The 25,702-nt window shown below is 37.4% G+C and carries 27 protein-coding genes; 14 read left to right on the forward strand and 13 right to left on the reverse strand.

Translation table 11 applies throughout. The annotated features are described in order from the left end of the window. Positions 1 to 2: 2 nt before the first annotated feature. Positions 3 to 413 carry a DUF1648 domain-containing protein gene (locus tag ACOKFD_RS02960; protein ID WP_422859888.1) on the forward strand — a complete coding sequence of 137 codons (411 nt, stop codon included), beginning with the start codon at positions 3 to 5 and terminating at the stop codon, positions 411 to 413. Positions 414 to 491: 78 nt separating this feature from the next. Here the strand turns inward: ACOKFD_RS02960 and ACOKFD_RS02965 are convergent, their stop codons facing one another. Then, the gene (locus ACOKFD_RS02965; protein WP_422859889.1) at positions 492 to 635 is read right to left on the reverse strand and encodes a hypothetical protein; all 144 of its coding nucleotides are present in this window, start codon (positions 633 to 635) and stop codon (positions 492 to 494) included. Between the two features lie 37 nt (positions 636 to 672). Then, positions 673 to 1,293 carry a GntR family transcriptional regulator gene (locus tag ACOKFD_RS02970; protein ID WP_422859890.1) on the reverse strand — a complete coding sequence of 207 codons (621 nt, stop codon included), beginning with the start codon at positions 1,291 to 1,293 and terminating at the stop codon, positions 673 to 675. 90 nt (positions 1,294 to 1,383) lie between these two features. Here ACOKFD_RS02970 and treF point away from each other — a divergent pair, with 90 nt between their 5' ends. Further along, complete coding sequence (gene treF / locus ACOKFD_RS02975; RefSeq protein ID WP_422859891.1) at positions 1,384 to 2,955, forward strand: alpha,alpha-trehalase TreF; 1,572 nt, start codon at positions 1,384 to 1,386, stop codon at positions 2,953 to 2,955. Positions 2,956 to 2,984: 29 nt separating this feature from the next. On the opposite strand, the gene ACOKFD_RS02980 is transcribed toward treF, so the two are convergent. Both ACOKFD_RS02980 and ACOKFD_RS02985 read right to left on the reverse strand, forming a co-directional pair. Next, on the reverse strand, positions 2,985 to 3,311 hold the full coding sequence (locus ACOKFD_RS02980) for an ArsR/SmtB family transcription factor (RefSeq protein WP_422859892.1): 327 nt from the start codon (positions 3,309 to 3,311) through the stop codon (positions 2,985 to 2,987). Continuing rightward, complete coding sequence (locus ACOKFD_RS02985; RefSeq protein ID WP_422859893.1) at positions 3,301 to 3,729, reverse strand: SRPBCC family protein; 429 nt, start codon at positions 3,727 to 3,729, stop codon at positions 3,301 to 3,303. Before ACOKFD_RS02985 ends, ACOKFD_RS02980 begins: the two co-directional genes overlap by 11 nt. Before the next feature lie 186 nt (positions 3,730 to 3,915). On the opposite strand from ACOKFD_RS02985, the gene ACOKFD_RS02990 reads away from it, so the two are divergent. Further along, positions 3,916 to 7,167 (forward strand): WD40/YVTN/BNR-like repeat-containing protein, encoded by a 3,252-nt coding sequence (locus tag ACOKFD_RS02990; protein WP_422859894.1) that lies wholly within the window; start codon positions 3,916 to 3,918, stop codon positions 7,165 to 7,167. A 6-nt stretch (positions 7,168 to 7,173) separates the two neighbouring features. After that, positions 7,174 to 7,833 (forward strand): class I SAM-dependent methyltransferase, encoded by a 660-nt coding sequence (locus ACOKFD_RS02995; protein ID WP_422859895.1) that lies wholly within the window; start codon positions 7,174 to 7,176, stop codon positions 7,831 to 7,833. On the opposite strand, the gene ACOKFD_RS03000 is transcribed toward ACOKFD_RS02995, so the two are convergent. Next, positions 7,834 to 8,316, reverse strand: coding sequence for a hypothetical protein (locus tag ACOKFD_RS03000; RefSeq protein ID WP_422859896.1), 483 nt, complete (start codon positions 8,314 to 8,316; stop codon positions 7,834 to 7,836). A 133-nt stretch (positions 8,317 to 8,449) separates the two neighbouring features. Between ACOKFD_RS03000 and ACOKFD_RS03005 the strand changes: the two genes are divergently transcribed. From ACOKFD_RS03005 to ACOKFD_RS03030, 6 genes are all read left to right on the forward strand, one after another. Further along, entirely contained in the window at positions 8,450 to 9,748 is a 1,299-nt protein-coding gene (locus ACOKFD_RS03005; protein ID WP_422859897.1) for an alpha/beta hydrolase family protein, read from the forward strand. Between the two features lie 5 nt (positions 9,749 to 9,753). Next, positions 9,754 to 10,944, forward strand: a complete 1,191-nt coding sequence (locus tag ACOKFD_RS03010; protein WP_422859898.1) for a Gfo/Idh/MocA family protein — start codon at positions 9,754 to 9,756, stop codon at positions 10,942 to 10,944. A gap of 80 nt (positions 10,945 to 11,024) precedes the next feature. Then, positions 11,025 to 12,395 (forward strand): aldehyde dehydrogenase, encoded by a 1,371-nt coding sequence (locus ACOKFD_RS03015; RefSeq protein ID WP_422859899.1) that lies wholly within the window; start codon positions 11,025 to 11,027, stop codon positions 12,393 to 12,395. A gap of 116 nt (positions 12,396 to 12,511) precedes the next feature. After that, complete coding sequence (locus ACOKFD_RS03020) at positions 12,512 to 13,348, forward strand: dienelactone hydrolase family protein (protein ID WP_422859900.1); 837 nt, start codon at positions 12,512 to 12,514, stop codon at positions 13,346 to 13,348. 168 nt (positions 13,349 to 13,516) lie between these two features. Further along, positions 13,517 to 14,284, forward strand: a complete 768-nt coding sequence (locus ACOKFD_RS03025; RefSeq protein WP_422859901.1) for a hypothetical protein — start codon at positions 13,517 to 13,519, stop codon at positions 14,282 to 14,284. A 103-nt stretch (positions 14,285 to 14,387) separates the two neighbouring features. Further along, entirely contained in the window at positions 14,388 to 15,578 is a 1,191-nt protein-coding gene (locus ACOKFD_RS03030) for a PQQ-dependent sugar dehydrogenase (RefSeq protein ID WP_422859902.1), read from the forward strand. A gap of 233 nt (positions 15,579 to 15,811) precedes the next feature. Here ACOKFD_RS03030 and ACOKFD_RS03035 read toward each other — a convergent pair whose 3' ends face one another. Further along, on the reverse strand, positions 15,812 to 16,474 hold the full coding sequence (locus tag ACOKFD_RS03035; protein WP_422859903.1) for a glutaredoxin domain-containing protein: 663 nt from the start codon (positions 16,472 to 16,474) through the stop codon (positions 15,812 to 15,814). 944 nt (positions 16,475 to 17,418) lie between these two features. Further along, positions 17,419 to 18,177 (reverse strand): helix-turn-helix domain-containing protein, encoded by a 759-nt coding sequence (locus ACOKFD_RS03040; RefSeq protein ID WP_422859904.1) that lies wholly within the window; start codon positions 18,175 to 18,177, stop codon positions 17,419 to 17,421. 218 nt (positions 18,178 to 18,395) lie between these two features. Here ACOKFD_RS03040 and ACOKFD_RS03045 point away from each other — a divergent pair, with 218 nt between their 5' ends. Further along, entirely contained in the window at positions 18,396 to 20,048 is a 1,653-nt protein-coding gene (locus ACOKFD_RS03045) for a hypothetical protein (RefSeq protein ID WP_422859905.1), read from the forward strand. Positions 20,049 to 20,167: 119 nt separating this feature from the next. Here ACOKFD_RS03045 and ACOKFD_RS03050 read toward each other — a convergent pair whose 3' ends face one another. Beyond that, a complete protein-coding gene (locus tag ACOKFD_RS03050; RefSeq protein ID WP_422859906.1) occupies positions 20,168 to 20,347 on the reverse strand; it encodes a hypothetical protein in 180 nt (59 codons plus the stop codon). A gap of 313 nt (positions 20,348 to 20,660) precedes the next feature. Next, positions 20,661 to 21,026: a hypothetical protein gene (locus tag ACOKFD_RS03055; RefSeq protein WP_422859907.1), complete on the reverse strand. Its 366-nt coding sequence runs from the start codon at positions 21,024 to 21,026 to the stop codon at positions 20,661 to 20,663. Between the two features lie 115 nt (positions 21,027 to 21,141). Between ACOKFD_RS03055 and ACOKFD_RS03060 the strand changes: the two genes are divergently transcribed. Beyond that, a complete protein-coding gene (locus ACOKFD_RS03060; RefSeq protein WP_298998798.1) occupies positions 21,142 to 21,471 on the forward strand; it encodes a helix-turn-helix transcriptional regulator in 330 nt (109 codons plus the stop codon). A 100-nt stretch (positions 21,472 to 21,571) separates the two neighbouring features. Here the strand turns inward: ACOKFD_RS03060 and ACOKFD_RS03065 are convergent, their stop codons facing one another. From ACOKFD_RS03065 to ACOKFD_RS03075, 3 genes are all read right to left on the reverse strand, one after another. Continuing rightward, complete coding sequence (locus tag ACOKFD_RS03065) at positions 21,572 to 21,763, reverse strand: cold-shock protein (protein ID WP_249656546.1); 192 nt, start codon at positions 21,761 to 21,763, stop codon at positions 21,572 to 21,574. Between the two features lie 256 nt (positions 21,764 to 22,019). Then, positions 22,020 to 22,679: a class I SAM-dependent methyltransferase gene (locus ACOKFD_RS03070; RefSeq protein ID WP_422859908.1), complete on the reverse strand. Its 660-nt coding sequence runs from the start codon at positions 22,677 to 22,679 to the stop codon at positions 22,020 to 22,022. A gap of 253 nt (positions 22,680 to 22,932) precedes the next feature. Next, a complete protein-coding gene (locus tag ACOKFD_RS03075) occupies positions 22,933 to 23,499 on the reverse strand; it encodes a DinB family protein (protein WP_422860997.1) in 567 nt (188 codons plus the stop codon). Between the two features lie 334 nt (positions 23,500 to 23,833). On the opposite strand from ACOKFD_RS03075, the gene ACOKFD_RS03080 reads away from it, so the two are divergent. Together ACOKFD_RS03080 and ACOKFD_RS03085 are read left to right on the forward strand one after the other, a co-directional pair. Next, complete coding sequence (locus tag ACOKFD_RS03080; RefSeq protein ID WP_422859909.1) at positions 23,834 to 24,718, forward strand: DUF6734 family protein; 885 nt, start codon at positions 23,834 to 23,836, stop codon at positions 24,716 to 24,718. Next, positions 24,715 to 25,338, forward strand: a complete 624-nt coding sequence (locus tag ACOKFD_RS03085) for a hypothetical protein (protein WP_422859910.1) — start codon at positions 24,715 to 24,717, stop codon at positions 25,336 to 25,338. Before ACOKFD_RS03080 ends, ACOKFD_RS03085 begins: the two co-directional genes overlap by 4 nt. Before the next feature lie 104 nt (positions 25,339 to 25,442). Here ACOKFD_RS03085 and ACOKFD_RS03090 read toward each other — a convergent pair whose 3' ends face one another. Continuing rightward, positions 25,443 to 25,583 (reverse strand): TIGR04149 family rSAM-modified RiPP, encoded by a 141-nt coding sequence (locus tag ACOKFD_RS03090; RefSeq protein ID WP_422859911.1) that lies wholly within the window; start codon positions 25,581 to 25,583, stop codon positions 25,443 to 25,445. Positions 25,584 to 25,702: the final 119 nt, after the last annotated feature.

Raw genomic sequence — 25,702 nt, forward strand, 5'->3', positions numbered from 1 at the left:
TCATGATTTCAATATCAGTTTTAGTTGTAAACTGGTTAATACTTCTTAATGTTTTTGATAGTCTTCCGGAAACTGTCGCTACTCATATTAATATTCAAGGAGAAGTTGATGGATATGGTAACAAGGTCAATCTGATATACGGTCTTTTGGTAAATACAGGGCTGTTAGCAATCATCTTTTTTTTGATAAAAAATCCCAAGTATGCAAATTATCCCCTAGAAATAAATGATTCAAATAGGAAAGCGGCATATCTGAAAATGCAGTATTTCTTGTCAGTTTTAAGCATAATCACATCACTTGCATTTTCATTCATGGTTACCCAGCAATTCACTTCAAACACTCCTATTATTTTGATTTTGGTATATGCCGTTACATCTCCAATTTTAATCTTACTTTTCTTTAAAAAACAATAGTTTCCTTTATCTGATTAAAGTTATACCTAGAGGAAATTCAATCTAATTTCAATGGAGGAGAGTGACCAGGTAATTGGTCTATCGACTTGAAGTAGGTTTTTTTGAAGTGGACTCCACAACCTCTAAATCTTGGAAAATACCGCAGGAGATTTGTTTTTTTATTAACGATTTGGATTTCTTCTGTTTTACCAAAGCGGCTATTTCTTTATTTAAGAATTGCATCGAAAGTGTTTTACATAAGAACGATGGTTTTTCAAAATTAGTCTTTTGCAAATTGATTTTGTACCCGTTCCAAAACAGTCATCCAGTGCATTTTTAAGATAAGTGCCGCTGTGGGAATGTTGTTTTCGGCAATAGCATTCAGTATGGCGTCGTTTTGGGTTTCCATCTGTTGACCCACCAGACTACTTTCCGGTAAGATTTGTTCGTAGAAAAAAAGTCTGGCCTTTAAGTCGTCTAGAATTTGAAGCAGAATAGGGTTGGTACAATTGGCAAGAAGTAGTTTATGAAATTCAAATCGCATGCTAATTGAATTTTTGATTTCCTTATGTTCAAAATAGTTTCGTAGTTCTAAAATGTATTCTTTAGTAAATGGAGTGCTTTCCAAAGCCATAACTTCCAATTGGGAAACCGTTTCATAAAGATGCTTGGCTTCTAATGTACCCAAAGAACGTATTATAAATCCTCGGTTGGGAATGGCCTTAACGATTCGGGCATGTTCCAATTGGCTAAGTGCTTCCCGTACTGGGGTAACACTCATTCCAGTTTCCCTGGCTACCGCCGCTAAATTAATGGTCTTCCCAATTTGCAGTCTTCCCTGTTGAATTTGTTCCAACAAGTGGGACTTTACTTTGTCCCGAAGTATTCGAGGTTGAATCATACTTGGAAGATACAAATCATTGAGCAACATGCTACTTTGTCTTTTATGGATTACCCGTATATTTAAGCGTATTCTAAACTTTGCTACGGTATGAAAAAATGGATTGTTTCCGTAATTACGCTGTTTTTGCTGATTGGTTGCAAACAAAATGAACCAATTCCAGCAGATATCTCATTGTATGAATCTCAGTTGTTTAAAGATGTTCAACTTGCAGCGGTTTTTAAAGATTCCAAAACGTTTGTGGATTTGGTGCCCAAGGAAGAAATTGGAATTTTAGAGGCAAAATACCTTACGGAAAAGACCAGGGAAGGCTTTGATTTGGTAGAATTTGTAGCCAATAATTTTGAGGACCACTCTATGAAGGCCTTGGAATTTAAGACCGATACCACCAAAACCATGTATGAACATATCAACACCATGTGGGATAAACTTACCAGGGGGCCAGATGATGTAATCCCCTTCTCTTCAAGGATTGCGTTACCCCATAAATATGTGGTACCTGGAGGAAGGTTTCAAGAAATCTATTATTGGGACAGTTATTTCACATTGGAAGGTCTTCTGGCAGCTGAAAAAGATGAATTGGCAAAGGCCATGGTAGATAATTTTAGCTTTTTGATTGATTCCGTAGGATTCATCCCAAATGGCACAAGGGATTATTATCGAACCCGTAGTCAACCTCCTTTTTATGCTTTAATGGTAGATGCCGTGACTAGAAAAGACAGTACACAGCTTACCGACTATTTACCTCAATTGGAGAAGGAGTACAACTTTTGGATGGCCACTTCAGGCTCAGCTGAAGATTCACCGGCAGACCAACATGTTGTAAGGCTTGATAGTGCCATACTAAATAGATATTGGGATAAGGCATTTACACCAAGACCTGAAGCCTACAAGGAAGACCTGCATTTAGCCGGTGAGGTTCCTCAATCTGAAAAACCAACCTTATTGAACAACCTGAGGGCAGCTGCAGCTTCCGGATGGGATTTTAGTTCTAGATGGTTTGGAACAAAGGGAGAGTTCAGTAGCACGGAGACTACAAATATTCTTCCTGTGGATTTGAATTGTCTACTTTATTTCATGGAAAAGACCATTTCCAAGGCTTATGAATTAAATGGGCAACCAGAAGAAGCAAACAATTACAAGAAAAAGGCAACTTCACGAAAATCCAGTATTCAAGAATTCTTTTGGAATGAAGAAAACGGCTTTTTTCAGGATTATAACTATGTTAAATCAGCTTCTACTCCAGAGCTTACCTTAGCTGGTGCTTTTCCCTTGTACTTTGGATTGGCTACAGCAGAGCAAGCCGAAAAAACCAAAGAAGTCTTGATGGATACGTTCTTAAAAGACGGTGGATTGGTAACCACCTTGGAGCACTCCGAGCAGCAATGGGATGCACCAAATGGATGGGCTCCCTTGCAATGGATTGCGGCGAAAGGTTTACTGAATTATGGCTATACAGAGGAAGCCAAAGAAATCATGACACGGTGGTTGGCCCTGAACGAAAAAGTATTCAAGAACACGGGAAAGATGATGGAGAAGTATAATGTAGAAGACCTCACATTGCTTTCAGGTGGAGGGGAGTATGAAACCCAAGATGGTTTTGGATGGACCAATGGTGTTGCCCTGGGCTTCAAACAGATTTTGGAAGAATTGGACGAATAGGGTTTTGGGATTTGATTATGGCCAATTACCTAATCCGATTTACTATCCAAATAAGAGCTAAGGTCTTGTAGTTTAGTATCCCAAAAACGCTCATAAAACTTAAGCCAATGATTTACTTCTTGTAAGGGTAGGGGATCGGCAAAACAAAAACGCTCACGCCCTTTGGTATGGATTTGAACTAATCCAGCTTCCTCCAAGGTTCTTAAATGCTTGGTAATGCCTTGGCGACTCATCTGGAACTGCCCAGATATTTGAGTGATGGGCATGGCCGTAGCGGCCACCACCAAAGCATGAAAAATTTCACGCCTTGTGGGGTCAGCAACAGCCTTTAAAACTTTTGTAATACTACTCTGCATGTACTTCTTTGATTAAGAATTCGTTCAACAAAGAAATACAGTTATCCCATCCACCATTGAAATCAGTATACATTTTGATTGCTGTGTTTCCTGCATACTGGGATATACCAGAATGCTCTAAATACAATCTTGTTTTTTCACCCAAATCTTCCAATTCCCATTTTACGGTAGTTTCCACGTTTGTGTTTTTGACCTCCCAAGTATAAATTAGGGTGTAGGGTTCTGCCTTTTGTACAACTCCCATTATGGGCTCACATCCTTCCTTTCCATCTGAGGTAAAAGTATATTGATACCCAACTTCAGCTTTAAAGTCGGCTTCGATGAACCAAGTGGATAACTCTTCTGCCTTTGAAATGGCATCCCAGACTTTGTCAATGGAATGATTCAGCAACTGTGTTTTTGTAATTACATCTTTCATGACTGTTCGTTTATTTAAGGTTAATATGCAACTATATGGTTGCAAATATAAACAAACAATTTAATTACGCAACTATTAAGTTGCATATAAAATTATCTACTAGAGTTTATTTCACATTTTCTTTAGATTTTTCTGATACACTTTTAACTATCTTGTCTCAGACTAATTCTACCAAAACTAACACTCATGAAATTTGCTTTAAAGACTTGGGTCTTCTCCTTTTGCTTTCTATTTTTTTCTGTATTCTTAATTGCTCAACAACCGGATTCAACCACGTTTAAAGGGTTGGAATTTAGAAGTTTGGGACCAGCCCTCACTTCTGGTCGTATTGCCGATATTGCCATTCATCCTGAAAATGAAAGTGTTTGGTATGTAGCTGTTGGTTCTGGGGGAGTTTGGAAAACAATCAATGCGGGAACAACATGGACACCGATTTTTGATAAACAAAGTGTGTATTCCATTGGATGTGTCACTATAGACCCTAACAATCCCAATACAATCTGGGTGGGTACCGGAGAAAATGTAGGGGGTAGACATGTCGGTTTTGGTGATGGTGTCTACGTAAGCCATGATGAAGGAAAAAAATGGAAGAATGTTGGACTCAAAAACTCAGAGCACATTTCTAAGATAATTGTACATCCAGATAATTCTGATGTGATTTGGGTAGCTTCCCAGGGACCTCTTTGGAGCAAAGGCGGTGAACGTGGACTATATAAATCATCGGATGGCGGAAAAACATGGAATAGAACCTTAGGAGACTCCAATTGGACAGGCGTTACCGACATGGTAATTGACTTTACTAACCCAGATGTGCTTTATGCTGCCACATGGGACAGACATCGAACCGTTGCTGCCTACATGGGAGGCGGACCAGGCTCCGGTCTTCATAAGAGTATAGATGGAGGAGAAACTTGGACAGAATTGAAAAATGGAATTCCAAAGTCGAATCTCGGCAAAATTGGATTAGCTATTTCTCCTTTTGATAATGAAGTGCTTTATGCTGCTATAGAGTTGGACCGTAAAAAAGGAGGTCTGTTCATTTCAAGAAATCAAGGCGCTTCATGGAGCAAACAATCGGATGCGGTTTCTGGAGGTACTGGACCTCATTATTATCAAGAGTTGTATGCATCTCCCCATCAAAATGGAAAGCTCTATTTGATGAGCAACTATGTGCAAATCTCCAATGACCATGGAAAGAGCTTTAGCTTTATGAATGAAGATAAAAAACATGTGGACAGCCATGCTATGGCCTTCAAAAAATCGGACCCAGATTATGTTTTATTTGGTACGGACGGAGGTCTATATGAGTCTTATGATTTAACAAAAACATGGAGGTATTTCAACAACTTGCCACTTATTCAATACTATAAAGTTGCTGTTGATGACACCAAACCTTTTTATAATATTTATGGGGGAACTCAGGATAATGGTTCCCATGGAGGGCCATCGCAAACCATTAGCAGTAAAGGTATATTGAACCATGATTGGTGGAAAACCTTAGGGGCTGATGGACACCAATCGGCCACGGAACCTGGAAATCCAGACATCACCTATGGTGAATTTCAGCAAGGATGGCTTTGGAGAATAGACCAGACTACCGGTGAAACGGTATTTATTCAACCACAACCCAAAGCAGGAGAACCTCATGAGCGCTTTAATTGGGATGCTCCAATTTTAGTGAGTCCACATAATCCACAGCGATTGTATTTTGCCTCTTATCGCGTTTGGAAATCTGAAAATAGAGGAGATGAATGGACGGCAATCAGCAGTGATTTAACCCGAAATGAGGAAAGGTTGGCCTTACCCATAATGGGCAGAGCACAAAGTTGGGACAATCCTTGGGATGTTGGGGCCATGTCCAATTATAACACCATAACCTCTTTGGCCGAATCTCCAATACAAGAAGGATTGATTTATGCTGGTACAGATGATGGAATTCTTCAGGTAACCGAAGATGGTGGAAACAATTGGCGAAAAATAATGCTTGGTTCTATCAAGGGAGTGCCGGAAAGAGCCTTTGTCAATGACGTTAGGGCCGATTTGTTTGACGCCAATACTGTGTATTTGGTTCTAGACAATCATAAGGAAGGAGATTACAAACCCTATCTTTTAAAAAGTTCAGATAATGGAAAAACTTGGAGGTTTATGAATGGTAATCTTCCCAAAAAATTATTGACATGGCGCATCGTCCAAGACCATATCAAACCAAATTTATTATTTGCAGCAACCGAGTTTGGTATCTATATGTCAAATAATGGAGGTAATAGCTGGATGGAGTTAAATGGAGGCCTTCCAACCATTTCATTTAGGGATATTACCATTCAGCGAGAAGCAGATGATTTGGTAGGAGCTTCCTTCGGAAGAGGTTTTTATGTGCTTGATGATATTTCGCCTCTACGGGATTTTGATGCATCTAAAATGGGAGAGACGACCCTGTTCAAAGTACAAACTGCAGATTGGTATATCCAAAGAAGTGGTGTTGGGAGTCAAGGTAATACGGAGTATGTTGCTAAAAATCCTCCGTATGGTGCGGTTTTCACCTATTATCTACCCGAAAAATTAAAAAGTCTCAAAGACGTCAGAAAAGAAAGGGAAAAGAATCTCAACAAACAAAATGCGAATGTCAATTTCCCAGGTTGGGATGCATTGGATACGGAAACCAATCAAGAGAAACCATCCATTTTCCTGGTTGTAAAAGATAGCGATGGAAATGCGGTAAATACGGTGGCGGGAACAAACAAGAAAGGTTTTAACCGAGTCTCTTGGAATCTTACCTATGCGGATAGGACTGGGGTACCACTGAAAAAGCCGAAAGGCGATAACGATAACTTCTTTGGCTCTCCGTTTAGGGCAACACCAGGAAGCTATTCAGTTGAGCTTTACCAAAATGTGGATGGTACCATGACCCAGCTATCAGAAGTACAGAGTTTTGAAGTAAAACGATTATCTGAAGGTGCATTGCCATCCAAACCAACAAGTGAAATAAATGCCTTTAGAAGTGATTTTCAGGAATTCCGCCAAGATTTAATGGCCACCAATAACGTATTGGAGAAAAGTTTGATGAAAGTGGATGCCATGGATCGTGCTTTAAGTCAAGCAAAACAACCTTCCGCTAACCTCAATTCAAAAATACACAGCGCTAAAACATCGCTTTTAGAACTTAAGTCAGTAATGAAAGGAAGTGTTGCTAAAAATGAAGTGGGTGAGCGCAACGCTCCATCTCCCGAGGATGGTTCTTTTATAGGATTTGTGGCTTTGGGCAATACCTATGGCCCAACTGGAAACCAAAAGGCCGCTTTCCAAAGAGCAAAAAGCCAACTTCAAGATGTTAAAAAAGAGTTGAATGTCTTTGTAAAAAATACTATTCCTGGTCTGGAGTCTGAGCTTAAAGCTGCCGGGGCACCGTGGATTGAAGGTCAAGGACTTATTCAAAACTAAGGCAGGATGACAAAAGCTAAGATATTTTTTAGTCTTTTGTATGCCTTGTTCATTTCAACCTTATCCCTTGCTCAATATACTTCCAGTGATTGGGAATCAAGGGATAAGTGGATGAAAACGGATTCTCTTATAAATATGGCAGGAGTCTCTACCGGGCAAGTTGTTGCGGATATCGGGTGCCATGAAGGATATCTTTCCATGCACTTGGCACGAAAGGTAAAAAATAATGGCAGGGTGTATGCCGTGGATGTTAGGGACGATAGATTGGCCACCTTACGTGAAAATGCCAATTCAAGAAACTTGAGCAATATCATAACCATTCTTGGGGACTACGATAATCCTAAATTACCAGAAGGAACTTTAGATTGTATTTTTGTTATTGACACCTACCACGAAATAACCGCATACAAAACAATACTTAATCACATTAGAAAAGCTTTGAAACCCGGAGGGCAAATCATGGTGTTGGAAAAGTTGAAAAAACGTATCATCGGAAAATCCAGGGAGGAACAGGTAGCTGCTCACTCTTTAGCTATGTATTATGTAGAAAAGGAACTACAGCAAGCGGGCTTTTCTATAGTTTCCAAAATTGAAAACCATGGCTTATGGGAAAAGGAAGATGATAAACAAATGTGGGTCCTTTTAGCTAAAAAGACCCTTCAATAGTCAAGGTTGCCTTAACTCATAAACAAAACTTTGTATTCCCGGTAAATCTTCTCCTACGTCGTTTACAAGTTGGTCTCCTGAAATACTTAACAAGGTAAGAACATCACCACCTCCAGTAAAGGTCACTTCAGTTTCATCGGAAAACCAATTTCCTGTACCCATTATGGTCCCATTGCACACTGCGCTAAACATGTTTCCTGTAATTGTCGTTATTATAATTTCAGATTGTTCGAAAGTCCATACCAAGTCGCCATTTAATAGCAAACTACCCGTGATACATTCAAGTTCGTCCATCAAATTAGTGGAAGCAGTACCATCCATATTGATGTCTTGAGGTGTACTTACATTGACTTCAACCAAATCCCAAAGGCCTATTACTTCAAAGTTGGGAGGAGGTGTTCCCTCAACCCCATCGTCTAAACTACATGAATTTGAAAGTATGGCCAATAGGACAAATACCACACTTAATCTAATTGCTTTCATAGTTATTTTTTTAATCTTGGTTCAAAATTATAATAATCTGCTAAAAAAGAGCAAAAGCCTATTTGGTAAATGTACTAGCAAATTATCTTTCTATGAGTTTATGTATATTTATTGAAACCTGAAATAATCATTCATGAACAGCATAGAACGTTCCCTAACCATTTTTCTCTTTACTTTTTTGTCGATCATTGTTAATGCGCAATCTGAATTTTTAATTGGTGATGCGTTACCGGATGCCCCTATGTTATCCCAACGCGGAAACTATGGAGTAGGGGTGCAAACTTTAGAGTTTGTCAATAAAAATCAACCTGACATTTTAAATATTGTTGACGGCAAAGCGCCAACATATGATAGAAAAATAACCGTGGAAACATGGTATCCTGCCATAATTCCCAATGGTACTGAAGAAATAGAGGAATACACCCAGGTTTTAGGTCGAAATGGAACTGAAGGAAGACCTGTAGTACCATTCACATTTAAAGGCCGTGCTCTTAGAGATGCAAAAGCACTTCAAGAATCCCAAAAGTATCCTTTGATTATACTTTCACATGGATACGTGGGGTCTCGTTTCCTATTCACGTATTTAGCTGAGAATTTGGCATCAAAAGGGTATGTGGTGGTTTCTATTGATCACACGGATTCAACCTACAAGGATGCCGCGAACTTTACTAGCACTTTGGTAAACAGGTCTCTAGATCAACTTTTTGTGTTGAATGAAGTTGATAAACTCTCCCAATCCAATAGCAGTAGTTTTTTATCGGGCTTGGTAGATGTTTCTAAAACGGGACTTGTAGGATATTCTATGGGAGGCTACGGCGGTTTGAATACCTGCGGAGCCGGTTATAGTGATGCAGCTGTTGGTTTTTATAAGTCGATGACTGGAGGCAACACCGCTCTGGATGAACGTACTATGGCCAGTGAATCCTATAAAAAAATGATGGACTCCAGAATTAAGGCTTTTGTGGCAATGGCACCTTGGGGGATGACCAGGGGTGTTTGGGATGCTAAGGGATTGTCAGGACTTAAAGTCCCTACATTTTTTATAGCTGGCAGTGAGGATGATATTTCTGGATATGAAAAGGGAATCAAAGCGATTTATGAAGGAGCTAAAAATTCTGATAGATACTTGTTGACCTATTTTAATGCCCGTCATAATGTAGCACCTAACCCGCCTACGGTAGAAACTATGCAAGAGGGGCTTAATATTGATGAATATCTTCGCTACGCAGATTCGGTTTGGGATATGCGGCGAATTAACAATGTCAATCAACATTTTATAACTGCTTTTATGGGAATTCATCTAAAAGGAGAAGACAAAATGGAATACCTGGATTTGGAACCCAATGCCAATATAGGAAACTGGAAAGGTTTCAAGCCGCGAACTTCAGTTGGTATGGAACTACTGCATGAAACGCCATCAACTCAAAACTAAAACGCATGAAACGTAGGGATTTTCTTTTAAGCACAGGGGCATTGGCCTTAGCAGCAAATTCGTACAGCAATATCTTAGGAGCAAATGACAAGGTTGGAGTAGCATTGGTAGGAGCGGGGAGAAGAGGAAGATGGGTGTTGAAAGAACTATTGGCGACCAACCGAATTGAACCTGTAATGTTTTGTGATGTATGGGATGAACAAATAAAGCGCACTCAAGAATACACCAACACAAACAATGTAAAAACCACTTTTGATTTGGATGAAGTTCTTTCCAATCCAAAGGTGGATGCGGTAGTATTGGCCACACCTGACCACCTGCACATGGATTATGCCATAAGAATACTTAAGGCAGGCAAACATCTTTTGTTGGAAAAACCGGTCACCTTACATTACAAAGAAGGCATACCATTGAAGAAAGCTGTAATGGAAAGCAATGTCATTTGCCAGACAGGTACACAGCAACGTAGTAGCTCAATGTTCCAAAAAGCAAAAGAGGAGTTTTTTGGGGGTTCTAGAGTGTTGGGTGATATTGTTTTTGCGCGTGCGGTATGGAGTAATTTCGGATGGCAGCGCAGAAAATTGGAAGAACAACCCATGCCTGAAAATTTTAAATGGGATACCTTTTTGGGAAACTCACCCAAGGTCGATTATCATTGGCCTCGATATGATGGTTGGAGACATTATAAAGAATACGGAACAGGAATCTTATCAGACTTACTTACGCATTGGGGCGATGTAGCCCAATGGATGATGGATGATGCCAACCCTATGAATGCGACAACCACAGGCGGTATTTATCATCTAAAAGATGGGAGAACCAATCCTGATACGGTCAACACCATTTTACAATATAAAGATGGATGGAATTTTACCTTCGAGTGCAGCATTTTACCCGTAAAGAATCAACACGACTCTGTATTGTTTCATGGAACGGAGGGAAAACTGGAGCTTTTTAGAGCAGGTTATATTTTTACTCCGCATAAAGGTTCACCGGTTGTTTTTGAAAACGATGAGAATTTGACCAAGGCTCATATGGAAAACTTTTTAGACGGAGTTGTTTTAGGGAAAAAAGTGTCAGCTCCGATACATATTGGATTGGAAGCTGTTAGACCTTCCCACCTGGCTGCAGCATCGTATTGGAGTGGAAAGCGAATGAAGTTCAATGATGATCAAACAGATATTATAGAAGCTTAGTTCTATTAATTAAATTGATTTTAACTTTTCTATTTAAAACTCAAGAAACACACCGGAAGTCCCAAATACAGTACCCTAGCATGATTAAAAACCTAGTAGAAAGCCAAAAGCGTTTTTTTGCCTCACAACAGACAAAAGAGGTTGGCTACAGAAAAAAATATTTAAAAAAACTATATAAGGCTTTAATAGCTAATGAAGATGATATCTGTGATGCCATTTATAATGATTTTAAAAAACCTAAGTTTGAGAGTTTGGTCTCAGAGACTCAAATTGTTCTTGCGGAATTAAAATATATTATACATCATCTTGATGAATGGACAAGACCAGAACGGGTTTCAGGACCTTTGGCCAATATCCCCTCATCTAATTGGCTATATCACGAACCGTATGGCACTGTCTTGATTATATCCCCATGGAATTATCCTTTTATGCTTGCGATCTCACCTTTAATCGGTGCTCTGGCAGCTGGTAATACTGCGGTACTCAAACCTTCTGAATTGAGCCCAAACACATCTAGAATAATTCTTAAACTTTTGGAAGAAGTGTTTCCAAGTGAATATGTGAGCGTAGTAGAAGGTGGGGTAGATGTATCCCAAGAACTATTATACCACAGATGGGATTATATCTTCTTTACAGGAAGCTCACAAGTTGGCAAAATTATTTACAAAAAAGCAGCAGAACACTTAACTCCGGTTACTCTTGAACTGGGAGGCAAAAACCCTTGCATCGTTGACGAAACCGCAGCCATTTCACTGGCAGCCAAAAGAATTGCTTGGGGCAAGTTTATGAATGCAGGTCAAACCTGCGTTGCCCCTGACTATATTCTTGTTCATGAAAGTGTAAAGGATGGATTTGTTGATGCCTTAAAAGAAAATATCCGGAAGTTTTATGGCAATCCAATAGAAACATCCAAAGATTTTGCAAGAATAACAACCAAAAAACACTACCAGTCCTTAAAAGATCTGATGAAAGGACATACTATCCTTTTTGGAGGAGGACATAAGGATGACACGCAATATATTGAACCCACTTTGATTGATGAACCCGATTTGGAGAGTACATTGATGCAAGGTGAAATTTTTGGACCCATCTTACCTATTCTATCCTATGGCTCGGAGGAAGAACTTGAACGTATCATTTTAAGATATGAAAAGCCCTTATCATTATATGTATTTTCAAAAAGAAAAAAATTCCAACAAAAGATTATAAATGATTATGGCTTTGGAGGAGGTTCCATTAATGACGTGGTTATGCATATTGCCAATAAAAACCTTCCGTTTGGAGGTGTAGGAGATTCGGGAATAGGGGGGTACCACGGTAAACACTCGTTCAAGTTATTTTCCCATAAAAAAGCGATCGTAAAAAAACCGAATTGGGGAGATGTTCCTTTTCGTTATCCTCCTTATAATCTTCCTGAAAGATGGATAAAACTATTTAGACACCTTTTTTGAAATCATTATCAATATTACGCGACTGTTACCTCAGTTAAAATCATGAGTTGAAATATTCAACTTAAAAGCATTAAGCATCTTTAGCTATCTTTATAATTCTCAAAAAAACAATCACAATGAAACAATTAACCGCATTAATCCTATTTTTTGGACTTGTATTTATTGCATCCTGCAAGCAAAAATCAGAGCCTACAAAAGCAACTGAAGAAGTTGTCCAAGACCTTCCTGTAAAAGTAAAAGGGGAGGAGGTAAGCTATGCCACGGATTCCACAAACTTAAAAGGATATATTGCTTTTGATGAAAATGCTAGCGACAAACGTCCAGGGGTTCTTATAGTCCATGAATGGTGGGGACACAATGATTACGTTCGTGAACGTGCAGATATGCTTGCCGAGTTGGGCTATACTGCAATTGCCGTAGATATGTATGGAGACGGAAAACAAGCAGATCACCCAGATGATGCTGGAAAATTTGCCATGAGTGTGATGACCAATCTTCCTGAAGCAACAGCCCGATTTAATGCAGCTTTGGACTTGTTGAAAGCCCACGAGTCCGTTGATGCTGAAAAAATTGCGGCTATTGGGTATTGTTTTGGAGGAAGTGTGGCGCTTACCATGGCTAATTCAGGAGCAGACCTAGATGCGGTAGCAGCATTCCATAGTGGAGTTCAATTGCCCATAATGCCTAGCTCAGATTTAAAGGCTAAAGTATTGGTTTGTAATGGGGCAGATGATCCCTTTATCAGTCCTGAATCTATTACTGCATTCAAATCCGCCATGGATTCGATAGGAGCTAGTTATCAATATGTTGCATATCCAGGAGTAAAGCATAGCTTTACTAGTAAAGAAGCAGATGCCAATGGAGAAAAATTTGAACTTCCACTTGCTTATGATGCAGATGCGGACGCCAAATCCTGGGCTAGTCTACAAGAATTATTGCAAGAGGTTTTCTAAATCAAAACTATTTTCAAACTAAGGGAAGATGAGATGATTCTTCCCTTTTTAGTTTGGGCTCTATTAACCAAAAGTTAAACTCTTTAATGGTGGTAGCTTTAGTATTATCTTTATAAACACCTAACAATCAATAGATTTAAATCTAACCTGCTAAAAATATGACGGATTATGGATTCTATGTTTAAGTATCGTATTTCAGTGCTTATGGATTCTGGATTGTCATCAGCAAAAGCATTACAAAATGCCGCAAAATTAGCCAAAGTGTTAAACGGAAGGGTAGAAGTGGTTTGTATTAAATCTCCTCTAAGCGTTGTAAAGCAAGCGAACCAATTTTCTGCCAAAAGAGATATTTATGAAGATAGCCGAACAGTCAAAACCGAGATACAGGGTTTAATTTCGAAGATTGGCGAACAGGAAGGACTAAACATTTCTTTTCAAATTAGCTATGGAAATATTAAGAATAAGCTTAAGGACTATTTGATAACAGCTGAGCCAGATATTCTTGTATTAACTAAAAGAAAATATAAAAGCTTAGGTGGAATAGAAGGGAAGACAAATCTTTTAATTATGGGGGATGATGATAATTTCCATTCTTTTAAGGATATTTCCTTGGGTGTTTTCGGTGAAACCCTTCAAAATACAGAAGTAGACATTATTAAAGATTTAAAGAGAGAAACTTCAAAACCGGTGCGACTCTTTAGTATTAGAAAAGGAAAAAGGAAGACTGAAGAAAACGAACATCAAACAAATGAAGCCGTCACATATGTATTTTCAGAAGGGGCTAATGCTTTGGATGGTTTAACATCGTATGTAAAGAGGACCAAAACTGAGTTGTTTTGCATCTCAAAGCAAAAAGATGGCAAATCTACTTTTCAAAACGACCAAACCGACCAGATTCTTCGAAAAGTGAACGTTCCAGTTCTGCTTATACCTTAGTAGAATTCGTAGTATCTTACCACAGAATATTTTTTAATTTGTATGCTTGGAACAACGGCAACAATGCTTTACATATTAACGATTAACATCTACATGATTTTCTATGAAAATAAATAACCTTTTAAACGTATTTGTATTCCTTATTATTCTACTGGCGCTTGGCTGCAAGGGCAAATCGAAACAAGAAAGTGTCACTGAAACTATTCAATATGAAGAGAATGCATCAGAATTACCTATAGATAAGTTGAAGTTGCCAGATGGATTTAAGATTGAGGTATACGCAGATAAGGTAGATGGTGCACGCTCCATGGCCATGGGCAGTGAAGGCACACTATTTGTTAGTACTCGGAACGATAAGACCGTGTACGCCATTCAAGATCGCGATAAAGATTATAAGGCAGACCGTATAATTGTTTTGGACTCTACTTTAGAAGTGCCTAATGGAATTGCTTTTAAAGATGGTTCGCTATACGTAGCCGAAGTCAACCGTTTATTGCGCTATGATAATATAGAGGAGGAGCTCGAAAACCCGTCTACACCAACAGTGGTTTATGATGATTACCCTACTGAATTTCATCATGGTTGGAAATATATTGCGTTTGGACCAGATGATAAACTCTATGTTCCCGTAGGAGCGCCTTGTAATATTTGTGACAGTACCGTGGCCGATCAACGCTATGCAAGCATTACTAGAATGGACGCCGATGGTTCCAATAGGGAGATTTATGCCCATGGAGTTAGAAACACGGTAGGTTTCACATGGCACCCAGAAACGAAAGAAATGTGGTTTACGGATAACGGCAGAGATATGATGGGGGATGATATACCTCCATGTGAGTTGAACCGAATTACAGAAAAAGGACAGCATTTTGGATATCCATTTTGCCATGGAGGCGTAGTAAAAGACCCAGAATTTGGCGACCTAAGGCCTTGTGAGGATTTTGTTCCACCGGTACAAGCCATGGGAGCCCACACGGCACCATTGGGAGTGAAGTTTTATACGGGCAATATGTTTCCCAAAAAGTATAAAAATCAAGCATTTATTGCCGAACATGGTTCTTGGAACCGTTCTAAAAAAGTAGGGTATAAAGTTTCCCTGGTTGAACTTGAAGATAATAAGGCGGTTAGCTATACCACATTTCTGGAAGGTTGGTTAGATGATGAGAGCCAAGAACAATTTGGTCGCCCAGTCGATATTTTATTTTTGGAAGACGGCTCAATGCTGATTTCAGATGATTACGGAGATGCTATTTATCGTGTTACCTATGAAAAGACACTGGCCAGTAACCTATAAGTATAAAACAGACCACCCACCGAGGTACAATCCCGGGGTGAATGAACTCTTTACGTTTCCGGTTACGATGGGTGTACATGGTCTGATTTTCATTTAGAAAGAATAATTCTAGCTTGATTTTTTTCTTTCAATTCATCAGACACCGGAAAAAGGATAGGGTCACATACTTTATTAAATTATTTGTAAGAATGTAAGGTTGAACTGATAGTAGGCTAGGGTATAAAAAAACAGTCTTAATCTTTTTCCACTTCCTCCATCATTTGGTCAAAATTGGTAATCCAACTGTACAATCTGCCACCCAAACTAATTATAGGAGAAGACAGCGAATCCATTTCTTGGGTTGACTTGGACAGATATTTCGCCAATTGTTCTTTAACCTCAGGTTTTTTATCCAAAGAAACACTTCTAAACAAGAAGTTTTTGGTGTTAAGCTTGCTGACTATGCTATCACAGGTATCACAACCTTGAAAAGTATAGATGGTGATTTGCTTTTTTGGCTTGACTTTGGGAGGAGGGAGGTCCAATTTTGTGTACTCTTTTTTCACCGCCCGTTTTGATAAACTGTCGTTGGTTTTAAAGATTTTAGAATAAACCGGTGTTTTATCCCGTAGTAAAATAATGGTCTTTAAATGAACTTTGGAAGCGGCAGGAACCCTAATCCACCTAGGTTTAGCGGCGCTTTGTCTAAAATTCTTTCCTTTTACCTCAAATAACACATCATAGTCCGTGTACGTTCTGTTCTCAGCAAAAAAGGTAATTCGATTCTTCGATTTGGTCTCAACAACTTTAATAGAAGCTAGCTGTGCATAGGTAACCGCTGTTGAAAGAGAAAACAACATGACCATAGCCGTATGCATGAACCGAGATAGGCAAGTTTCTTTTTCACTTGATAGCATATCATAAAATACGGCAAATCGTTGAGTTTTTAAAAAGATTAAGGGCAAAGGTGAAGACTTAAAGATTTATTCGCTCCATTAAGGTTTAGGTGCAAACCGTATTACCAAAATATTCTATTTTACATAATATAAATTATAGTACAAATGTATTGTTTTGGTTTCTTGGCTGTTTATCCATTTGTAAGCTATAATTACTCACGTGCTGGTCTATTGTTTTTAAAGGAGTTCGTGAATGCTGTGCATTTCTATTATGTAAAATATCCCTCAGCATTTGGTCATTTATGGGAATTATGAACAGGGTCATGAAACTTTTCCCAATTGTACTTCACAATATCGTAATTCCACTCTTAAACATATTATCAATGTAAATTTAACGTTAATTAAATGTAAATTAATCATTTATTCTTTAAATTTAATCCTTTACAGAAAAGGATAATGAAACGTATTAAAGACATTTTATGTGTAACTCTCGGGCCTTACCATCATCTTATTGAGTACTTAAGAGCCTATGGGCGTAAGTTCAGGAATTTTCAGAGATTGATTTACAGTGTTTGATTTAAACGTCTAATGAACCGGCTATAGGTAGTTTTTTACAAAATATTGGTTTCCCTTAAGCCGCTATTAAAAGCTTAGCTTTTCGTATTTATTGAAATCTTTGGTTTAATTCTGAATTTGGAAAAGTGAAATGTCAGGAACTTTTCCTCACCTTGCCAGCGGCCCACCATGCCCCTACTTCAAAATGTCTACCAGACATTTTTCATTCGGCCGTACCAAAGCTCAAGTTATCCCAAAACAAGTTCGGGAAAGGCGCCACGCGGTACATTATAGTACAAATGTTGAATAATGCCAATTTGAGTCTGATTGGCTTTTAGTAAAATGTCCATAAGACAACATCATAACCTAAGATGGAGCATAGATTTCATGAACACTGGAAAGACTGTAGCCTATAATAATTTATTAATGGTCACATAAGAAATAGCCTCATAAATAGTAGCTACATCTAATTTTTCAAAAAGTTTTTTTCTATGGAATTTTACAGTATCTGGAGAAATATAAATTTTTTCTGAAATTTCATTTATGGTGTAGCCCCTTATAGAGTATTGCAATATTTCTTTTTCTCTTGTGGAAAGTTCAATCTTTTTTATGGATTTCCAACAATCGGTCGTTAAATCATAAGCCATTTTTTGAGTGCCATCTTTTTTGGAAATGGTGATGTTACCAGAATTCTTTTGTGTGGACAGCGATACGAAACAAATGGCTTTCCATATTTTTCCACTTTCTGTCAAAAACAAAGGGGTCAATTTTTGATTGATCAATATGATTTTACCTTCTTCATTTTTTAAACGAAAATCATAGGATATACTGTAATCCTTCCGTTCTTGAAGAGGTATTTTTTCATAAAAGTTGAAACCAATGGTGTTTATTTTTAAAAGCAGTTCCAAATCTTTTTCCGGCACATATTTAAAATAAAAATCGTATCCCATTTCTTTGACCTCTGAAGCTGACTTTCCACATAGAAATAGTGGGTTGTCCGATACATATTCAAAACCCTTCGCTTCATAATCAATTACATAAATACTCTTGTATGTAGTTCTTGTAAAAGCTTCTATGGCTTCCAGATAATTTGCTGTCTGATTGATATCGTTATCCGTTAGATTTCGGATTGTATTTTTTAAAGAGAAAAAAGAATTGGTATCTGCCATATTAACAAATATAAGTGTTAAAAAACTACCCGATAGTGTAGTTTTCAATATCTAAATAAGCTTTATGTGGATAGTGTGTGTTTTTGAAACTACTCTTGGGTGTAGCCTAAAAACATTTAAATACATCTAGTTTTGACGTTAAGAAATAATCTTTAATACTTTGGTAAAATAGGTAGGTGATTATGCTACTTCTTTTACATGCTAACTAAACAGTAATTATGAAAAAAATACTTTTCACACTACATGTGTTCCTTTTTCTTCAATTGTCGGCACAAGAAACCTTAACAGCTAGGCAATGGCAGGAAGACCTTCGGTTTTTGCAAAACACGGTCCATGAAGATTATTCATTTCTTTTTGTGAAAACAACCAAAGAAGATTTTGACACCGAAGTAGAAAAACTATACCAGGACATTCCAAATTTGCAAGAACACGAAATTATTGTTGGAATTTCTCGACTCGTGTCCTTATTCAAATACGGGCATACCTATGTGAGTTTTCATCAAAAGCCTTTTGAGTTTTCACAATTTCCATTCAATTTATATGAATTTAATGATGGGATTTTTATTCAGGGGGCGCACAAGGACTACCGAGAAGCTATTGGGGCAAAAGTCATAGCAGTGGAAGGAAAACCAATTTCAGAGGTGCTAAAGGCAATTGAACCAACAGTAGAAGTAGAAAACTCGCAATATTTTAAAGCCTATGGAATCAATAATGTACGATATCCCGAAGTCTTACATTCCCAAAGAATAACAAAAACCCTTCAAAATAAAGTAGAACTTACATTGGAGAAAAATGGCAACGTATTTACACAAACCTTTACCACGTTGAAAAAAGGAGAGCGCGTTCCTACGCATCGAGGTTATGTGCATCAAAATGACAATTGGTTGGATGCAAGAGATCAATCGACCACCCCTTTATATCTAAGGCATCTGGATAAAGTTTATTTCTCAGAATACCTAGCCGATGAAAAAGCAATGTATGTTAGACATAGCAGAATTCAAGATGACGCCGAAGAAAGCGCCAAGGATTTTTACGCCCGTGTTTTTAATGAAATAGAAAGCAACGATACCGAGAAATTGATTATTGATTTGCGATTAAATGGTGGTGGTAATAACTATTTGAACAAGGAAGTTATAAAAGGCCTTATTAAAGCTGAAAAGATTAATCAAATAGGAAAGCTGTTCGTTATTATTGGAAAACGAACCTTTTCGGCCTGTCAAAACCTTGTTAATGAAATAGACAACTATACCAATGTCATTTTTGTAGGGGAACCCACAGCTGAAAATATCAATTTTTGGGGAGATAACCGCCCTGTAAAGCTACCTAACAGCTCCATTGATATCTCTTTGTCGTATTTATGGTGGCAAGATAAGCCGGCTTTGGAAAATGCAGAATGGATTGCCCCCAGTATTCCTGTTACCATGAGTTTTGATGCATATGCCAACAATCAGGATCCTGTCTTGGAAGCCGCTTTGACTTTTGATGTACCCGATTTTAAGCCCAGACCAATGGACTATGTTGTAAGCTTGTTTTTGTCTGGACAAAACCAAAAATTAGCTGAAGAACTTCCCAAAATGGTACAAGACCCGCTCTATTCGTTTTACGATTTTGAGACAGGGCTCTTACAATTAGGGAACATCTTGTTGCAAAGTGGTCGCACACCTCAAATTCAGGCTTCCACCCAGGTATTTTCGATGGTTTTGCAGTTGTTTCCAAATTCGGCGAATGCCTATAAGTATCTGGGAGAATCGTACATGGCAGCTAGAGATACCCAGAAAGCAAAAGAAGTACTCAAAAAGGCTATTTCTTTAGATGCTGATGGAGAAATAGGGGAAGTTGCTGCAGCACTTTTATCCCAAATAGCGAATTAGTCGTTTAAAACGAAAATGGTAAAAAAAGAGGAACATTTAGGCACACCATATTATAGACCATTATTGCCAAGAATACAAGCTAAGCAATAATATACCTCTGTGTTAGCTGTGGGTCAATATTAGTCGCATCCAAAATAAGCACGCCCATGTTGTCCATAAGGGAAATTTTGGGGAACACAATCCTCTTCCTCGCCCGGGTGCTTTCTAAGATTTCGCAGTCCACCACTAATTTTTTTTTGCTCTTCCTTACTCAATACTTTTCCCGAAAACCCAATTTTTCTAAATTCACTTAAGTTCATAATAATCTGTTTTGTAATATATACATTACAATAAAAGTAAATTTATTTTTACATCAAATACTCTTAACTATACTTTATTATCTCTTTAAACAAAATTTAACAACGGTACGATTACCAGTAAAAAATTTGAACTGAAATGCTATCGTTTAAATATACTTTCGATGTACAGAAAAGTAAAGTTAAATTGATCCAGTCTCGAAGTGCGTTGGGTTTAAGGGACTTTCAAAAAAAGTGTTGACCATGACCTTTTTGGCTGGCACAAAGTTTCTGAATCTTATTTGGGTCAAAGCGCCTAACCAGCCTGAGGTTTCGGTCAATTATCAAATCTTGGAAGCTTTATTTCCGGTGGTTTTGCCCTGCTATGGACCTTTTGTAAGCGTAATATGGTCGATATCCCTTCCCTACCATCCTTCCCGCCCATTGTAGTCTTAATAAACGATATCCTGAAATTCTTTCCAACATGTTCATTGGTATGTAGTGGATATTTTTCGAGTATAACGGATAGAATCTCATCGAAGACCACTATTTCCTCCATGCCAGGCTCCGTTTTGGAGCAAAAGGAATAGCCGCCTTCAACATACCCTAGATATACCCCTTCAACTTGCCTAATTCCATTTACCTCTTGGGCAGGGGAAATGGAAAATAAACCGAGCAATATAATAAACAGAGTTGTCCGCATAGGTATCCTATTGCCGTTTTCAAGGCGTTTTATTTTAGTATTCAGGTTCAAGCTCAAACATAACCCCAATGTTCCATTCCTATCTTAAATCATCAAAATTTAAATCCATTGTCCGGTGGACGCCAAACTATTGGAACGCAAACAAAATGTTCTGGATAAGCAATTGACTGACCCTGATTTTGGAGCACAGGAATTTTCGGGTCAAATAGGGCTGAGTCATATGCATTTGTATCGAAAACTTAAAGCGCTTACCGGTTTGAACACTTCAGAATTCATTCGAACGCAGCGATTAAAGCTAGCGGTAAAATTACTCAAAGATGGAGATGCCAATATCTCCGAAATAGGCTATACCGTTGGTTTCAATCAACCTGCTTATTTTTCTACTGCCATCAGGCAACATTTTGGCTGCACGCCTTCCGAGTACACTGGTAATCAACATACCTGAAATATTGGGTATATTCTTTATTGGCAATTGGCTGTTCTACAAGAAAGAAAAAAGCCCATCTAAATAGATGGGCCTTTTTAAAAAACTAGGTTTTATGAATTTAGATGACCTTTACGTTTACCGCATTCAATCCTTTTTTTCCTTGTTCTAAATCAAACTCAACTTGGTCACCTTCGCGAATTTCGTCGATTAATCCAGAAACATGTACAAAGTGCTCTTTGTCTGCACCTTCTTCGTTAATGAAACCAAAACCTTTGGTGTCGTTGAAGAACTTTACTGTTCCTTTACTCATTTTACTTATTTAAATATTAAAGCGCAAAGGTGGGGCTAATTCTTGAATATTCAGTAATTTATTTCAAATGCTTTAAAAAACTAGCCATTTCATGCCATTTCCCTCTACTGCTTTAGGGGTATTTTATATAGTAGTTTAGATAGTTAATTAAAATGTCATCAAAAAACTCCAGCAATCCCTAGCTTATCATACCAAGGGTTAGGCGTGTTTTTGAAAACAGTCGTAAACCCACACTCTGCACCCAATAAAGACCACATTAGACATCATAAATCGTAAATCCTACATTATAAATACTCATCCTTTCGATGTTGAAAACGTTTAAATTTTCTTCGATAGCCTTATGATGAATAGAGTTTGCATAAATGATTTTAATTTCCCGATTATTACGATTTTTTGAGCTTTTAATATTAAACACCAATTGCTTCAGCGTTTGTTCATCAAAAGGATTGTAAAGAAAAATTATATCTTCATCATCTTTAAAAACATAGTCTAGAGCGTTTATGTTTAAAACTTCTATTTGAGAATCAATGTTTCTTTTTTGTTTAAAAGTGTCTATGTTTTTTTTAGAAATTTGATATAAACTACGAGATAATTCTATCCCTATAATTTTTTTAAAACCGTATTCAGCAGCTACCAAAAGCACACGGCCCTTTCCAGATCCAATATCTATAAAGCGTCTATCTTTGGGAATATCAAGATGTTTAAATAATTTCTTCAATGGACGCACCTTAGTTCCTTCATACCAATAAAAATGCTTTTTATGTTCGTTACTTAAATCCAAATTTTCCAATAACACATGAGCATCTGTGTCAACATTGTATTTGAAATCGTAATAGATATCCCAAACTTTTGCATAAAATGAACGGTACAAACTTGGTATACTCCTTCCTCGAATTTTTTCAATAAACCCTTTCATAGTTTAGATTGTCAAGAATATGGTAGTTTTTTACTTCTTATAAATAATTATACTTTTTTTTCTAATGTGAAAGAAACAGAGTTCAAAAAGAAACATTCCTTTGCGCTCCCCGTGTATCCCATGGTTTCACAATTTAATATCCTAAGCCCTGTAAAAAGCAAAGGCAATTATGCTGCTACCTACAAATTGACTATCCAAAGAGCCCTCATTTTTTTGTTCCAAAAAAGTAAGGCCCTTTTTGGGCTTTGACGTCCTATTTGGGTAACCGGTTCTTTATAGTTGCTATTTGCCCCATGTGATTGGCTGAATGTTCCATCACGTGGTACCAGATATAGTGGTAGTTTAATCCCTCTTCTATATTCGATGAGAACCAAACATCATCTTTAGTTTTGAGTTCATCTAAGGTTTTTTGACGGACTTCATCCCATAAATCCAAATAATGCTTAATCGACTGACCTTTAAGTATGTTTTTTACTTCTTCGCTAAGTTCGCCTGCCACACCAAATCTCGATAGTTCTTCTTCTGTCCATTCTCGCCCCTTCAATGTCGCTGTCAGATAATACGATTCTGTAGACACCAAATGCATAATCAATGAACCTATACTATTGGCATCAGCATCGTACAAGAAATCTATTTGTGATTGGTCCAGATCTTTAACTTGTTGTGTAATTCTATCTTTCAAATCTTCAAGCATATAGACCATTATACCAATCTTTGGAGAATAGCCCTCAACTGATTTCAGCTCTCCTTGAGCGTTCAACAATAGTATAGGTAGAAGTAATAGCAAAGCTGTGACTTTTCTTTTTAGGGATAGTACCATTTTCAAATCAATATCTACGTTTAAAGATATATAATCATTTGTTATCCTTCGAAAGATACTTAATCCACTCCATACTCATTTCCCTCCCCTACTTCCCTTCACTTCGTTCAGAACAAACCCCGAATCAATCACTAAGTATTCCATTACTTCAGGAGTTCGTATATTCTTCTTATTTACATTAAAAAAAATCTCTATACATTTTGTGATTTGCTCTAGACACTGACAAGGTTGTGAAACTGTCTTAAAAGGTCTTTCATCTTATAAAAACTACATTTAAACATAAAGCATTTCTGTATGAATTTTCTTATTTTTATAGAAAGCCCAATTCTTCCCAATGAAATTCGTTCAGTCTTTTTGGTCTAAACCCATATTAGACAGTAAAAACAAAAATAAATGGAGCTTTAGGCATAATGGAGGGTTTCCAAATGCATTTTTGTTTTATTCTGCATGGATATATAGTTGTCTATCCATAAAGAAATACTATCCCAACCTTCACTTAGTCACGGATGATTTTGGAATGTTTGTATTTAAAGAAGAATTAAAACTTCCCTATGCGTCATTTTCATCAAATTTAAATGAACTTGAAAACTACCATGAAAACTTATGGGCTTTAGGAAAACTGTATACGTATAGCTTACAGAAAGAACCGTTTTGCCATATTGATGGTGATGTTTTTCTTTTTGGTCCCGTTCTCGACCCAATCCTCACCGCTCCTGTGTTTTGCCAGAGCTTTAATTATGATTTTGGACAGTATGCTGAAATACATCCATATGTGCATAATCATTTTACCAAAGTACCTAAGGAGTTTAGTACTGATAAAGAACGGACTCTTAAACTGATAAATGCTGGGGTAATTGGCGGTTGCGATTTGGAGACCTTTCAACACTACACCGATAAAGCCTTTGAACTTATCAATAAGAATACGGATAAGATCAGCGATATAAGCAGTAGTATTTTCAATTTATACTACGAACAGTTTTTATTGAGCAATATAATTTCCCTCAAAGAAATAGAAGTTGCCACACTTTTCTCCAAATCTGATAATGAGCTAGATTTAGCAGCCTTTCATAACATACCCCATCACACACAATATGTTCATTTATTGAGCCACTTGAAGTTATCCACAGCTTATATGGAACAAATAGTGGTGAGACTACAAATTGAATATCCTGAATTTTATAATCGTCTGCTGGGTTTCAGTAAAATGAATGGTCTATGAACACACGTAAAAACTTTTTAACCTGGATAAATACACTTAACAATCCGTTTATATCCCAAATCAATCGTTCCCATTTCATGAGCATACATGAAAAAGGTTACCTCTTTAATACTCTTGAAAGATTATTGGAATCAAATGATGCTTTAAAACCTATTGTAGCAGATTATTATCAACTTGAAAAACAAAGGTATCATGTTTTTGAAACATCAAAGCTTGGTACCAAATTGGCCATAGAAAAAATAGACACGGCAATCACCTTTTGTTCTAAATCTGACAAAGAAAAACGTCTGGGTACATTTAAAATGAATTCCTCCATTTCTAACTATTTAGCACAAAGCACATTTTTGTGGGACTTTGATGATGTTAACCATATTGAAGAGATAACGACCCACTATTTTTTTATACCTAGTTTTCTTCCAATAGCTCCAAAAGAGATTTGCTTGACGGGTATGGATTCCCTTTTACTAGATATTATTCATTATGAAGAGAAGTTTACGTATCAGGAGCTTTTTGAACTTGTAGGGAAAACATTGGATATGGAACCTGACGAAATTGATGAGTTACTTTTTAGGTTTGTCCAAAATCAAATACTTTATTTTGGAACCATTTTACCAGTATAATGAAATCATTGGCTAAAAGCCTATGGATATAAAAAAAGTTCAAAGTTTACCATGGTGGAAAACCTTGAACCTTTTCATATTCTTTTTAAAGAATAATCTGCTTGTTACCAGCAGCAACTTGCATTAGGATTGACATACGTGCAATAGTACGCTGGGCACCTATACCCGGATCCTCCTGCAATGTTTTTCATTTTAGAATCATCTAATTTTTGATTACTTAGATTCTTCAGATTCAATTTTTTCATGACATTTAATGTTTAAAACTCTCCGATATTTCAAAATGGGGCTTCGGAGATTTGCCTTGAATCTCCCTAAAAATAATAATAATGTAGGTTTTTTCCTACTTTAATTAATTAAAAACTAA

The sequence above is a fragment of the Flagellimonas ulvae genome, assembly GCF_049333175.1.
Classification (GTDB): domain Bacteria; phylum Bacteroidota; class Bacteroidia; order Flavobacteriales; family Flavobacteriaceae; genus Flagellimonas.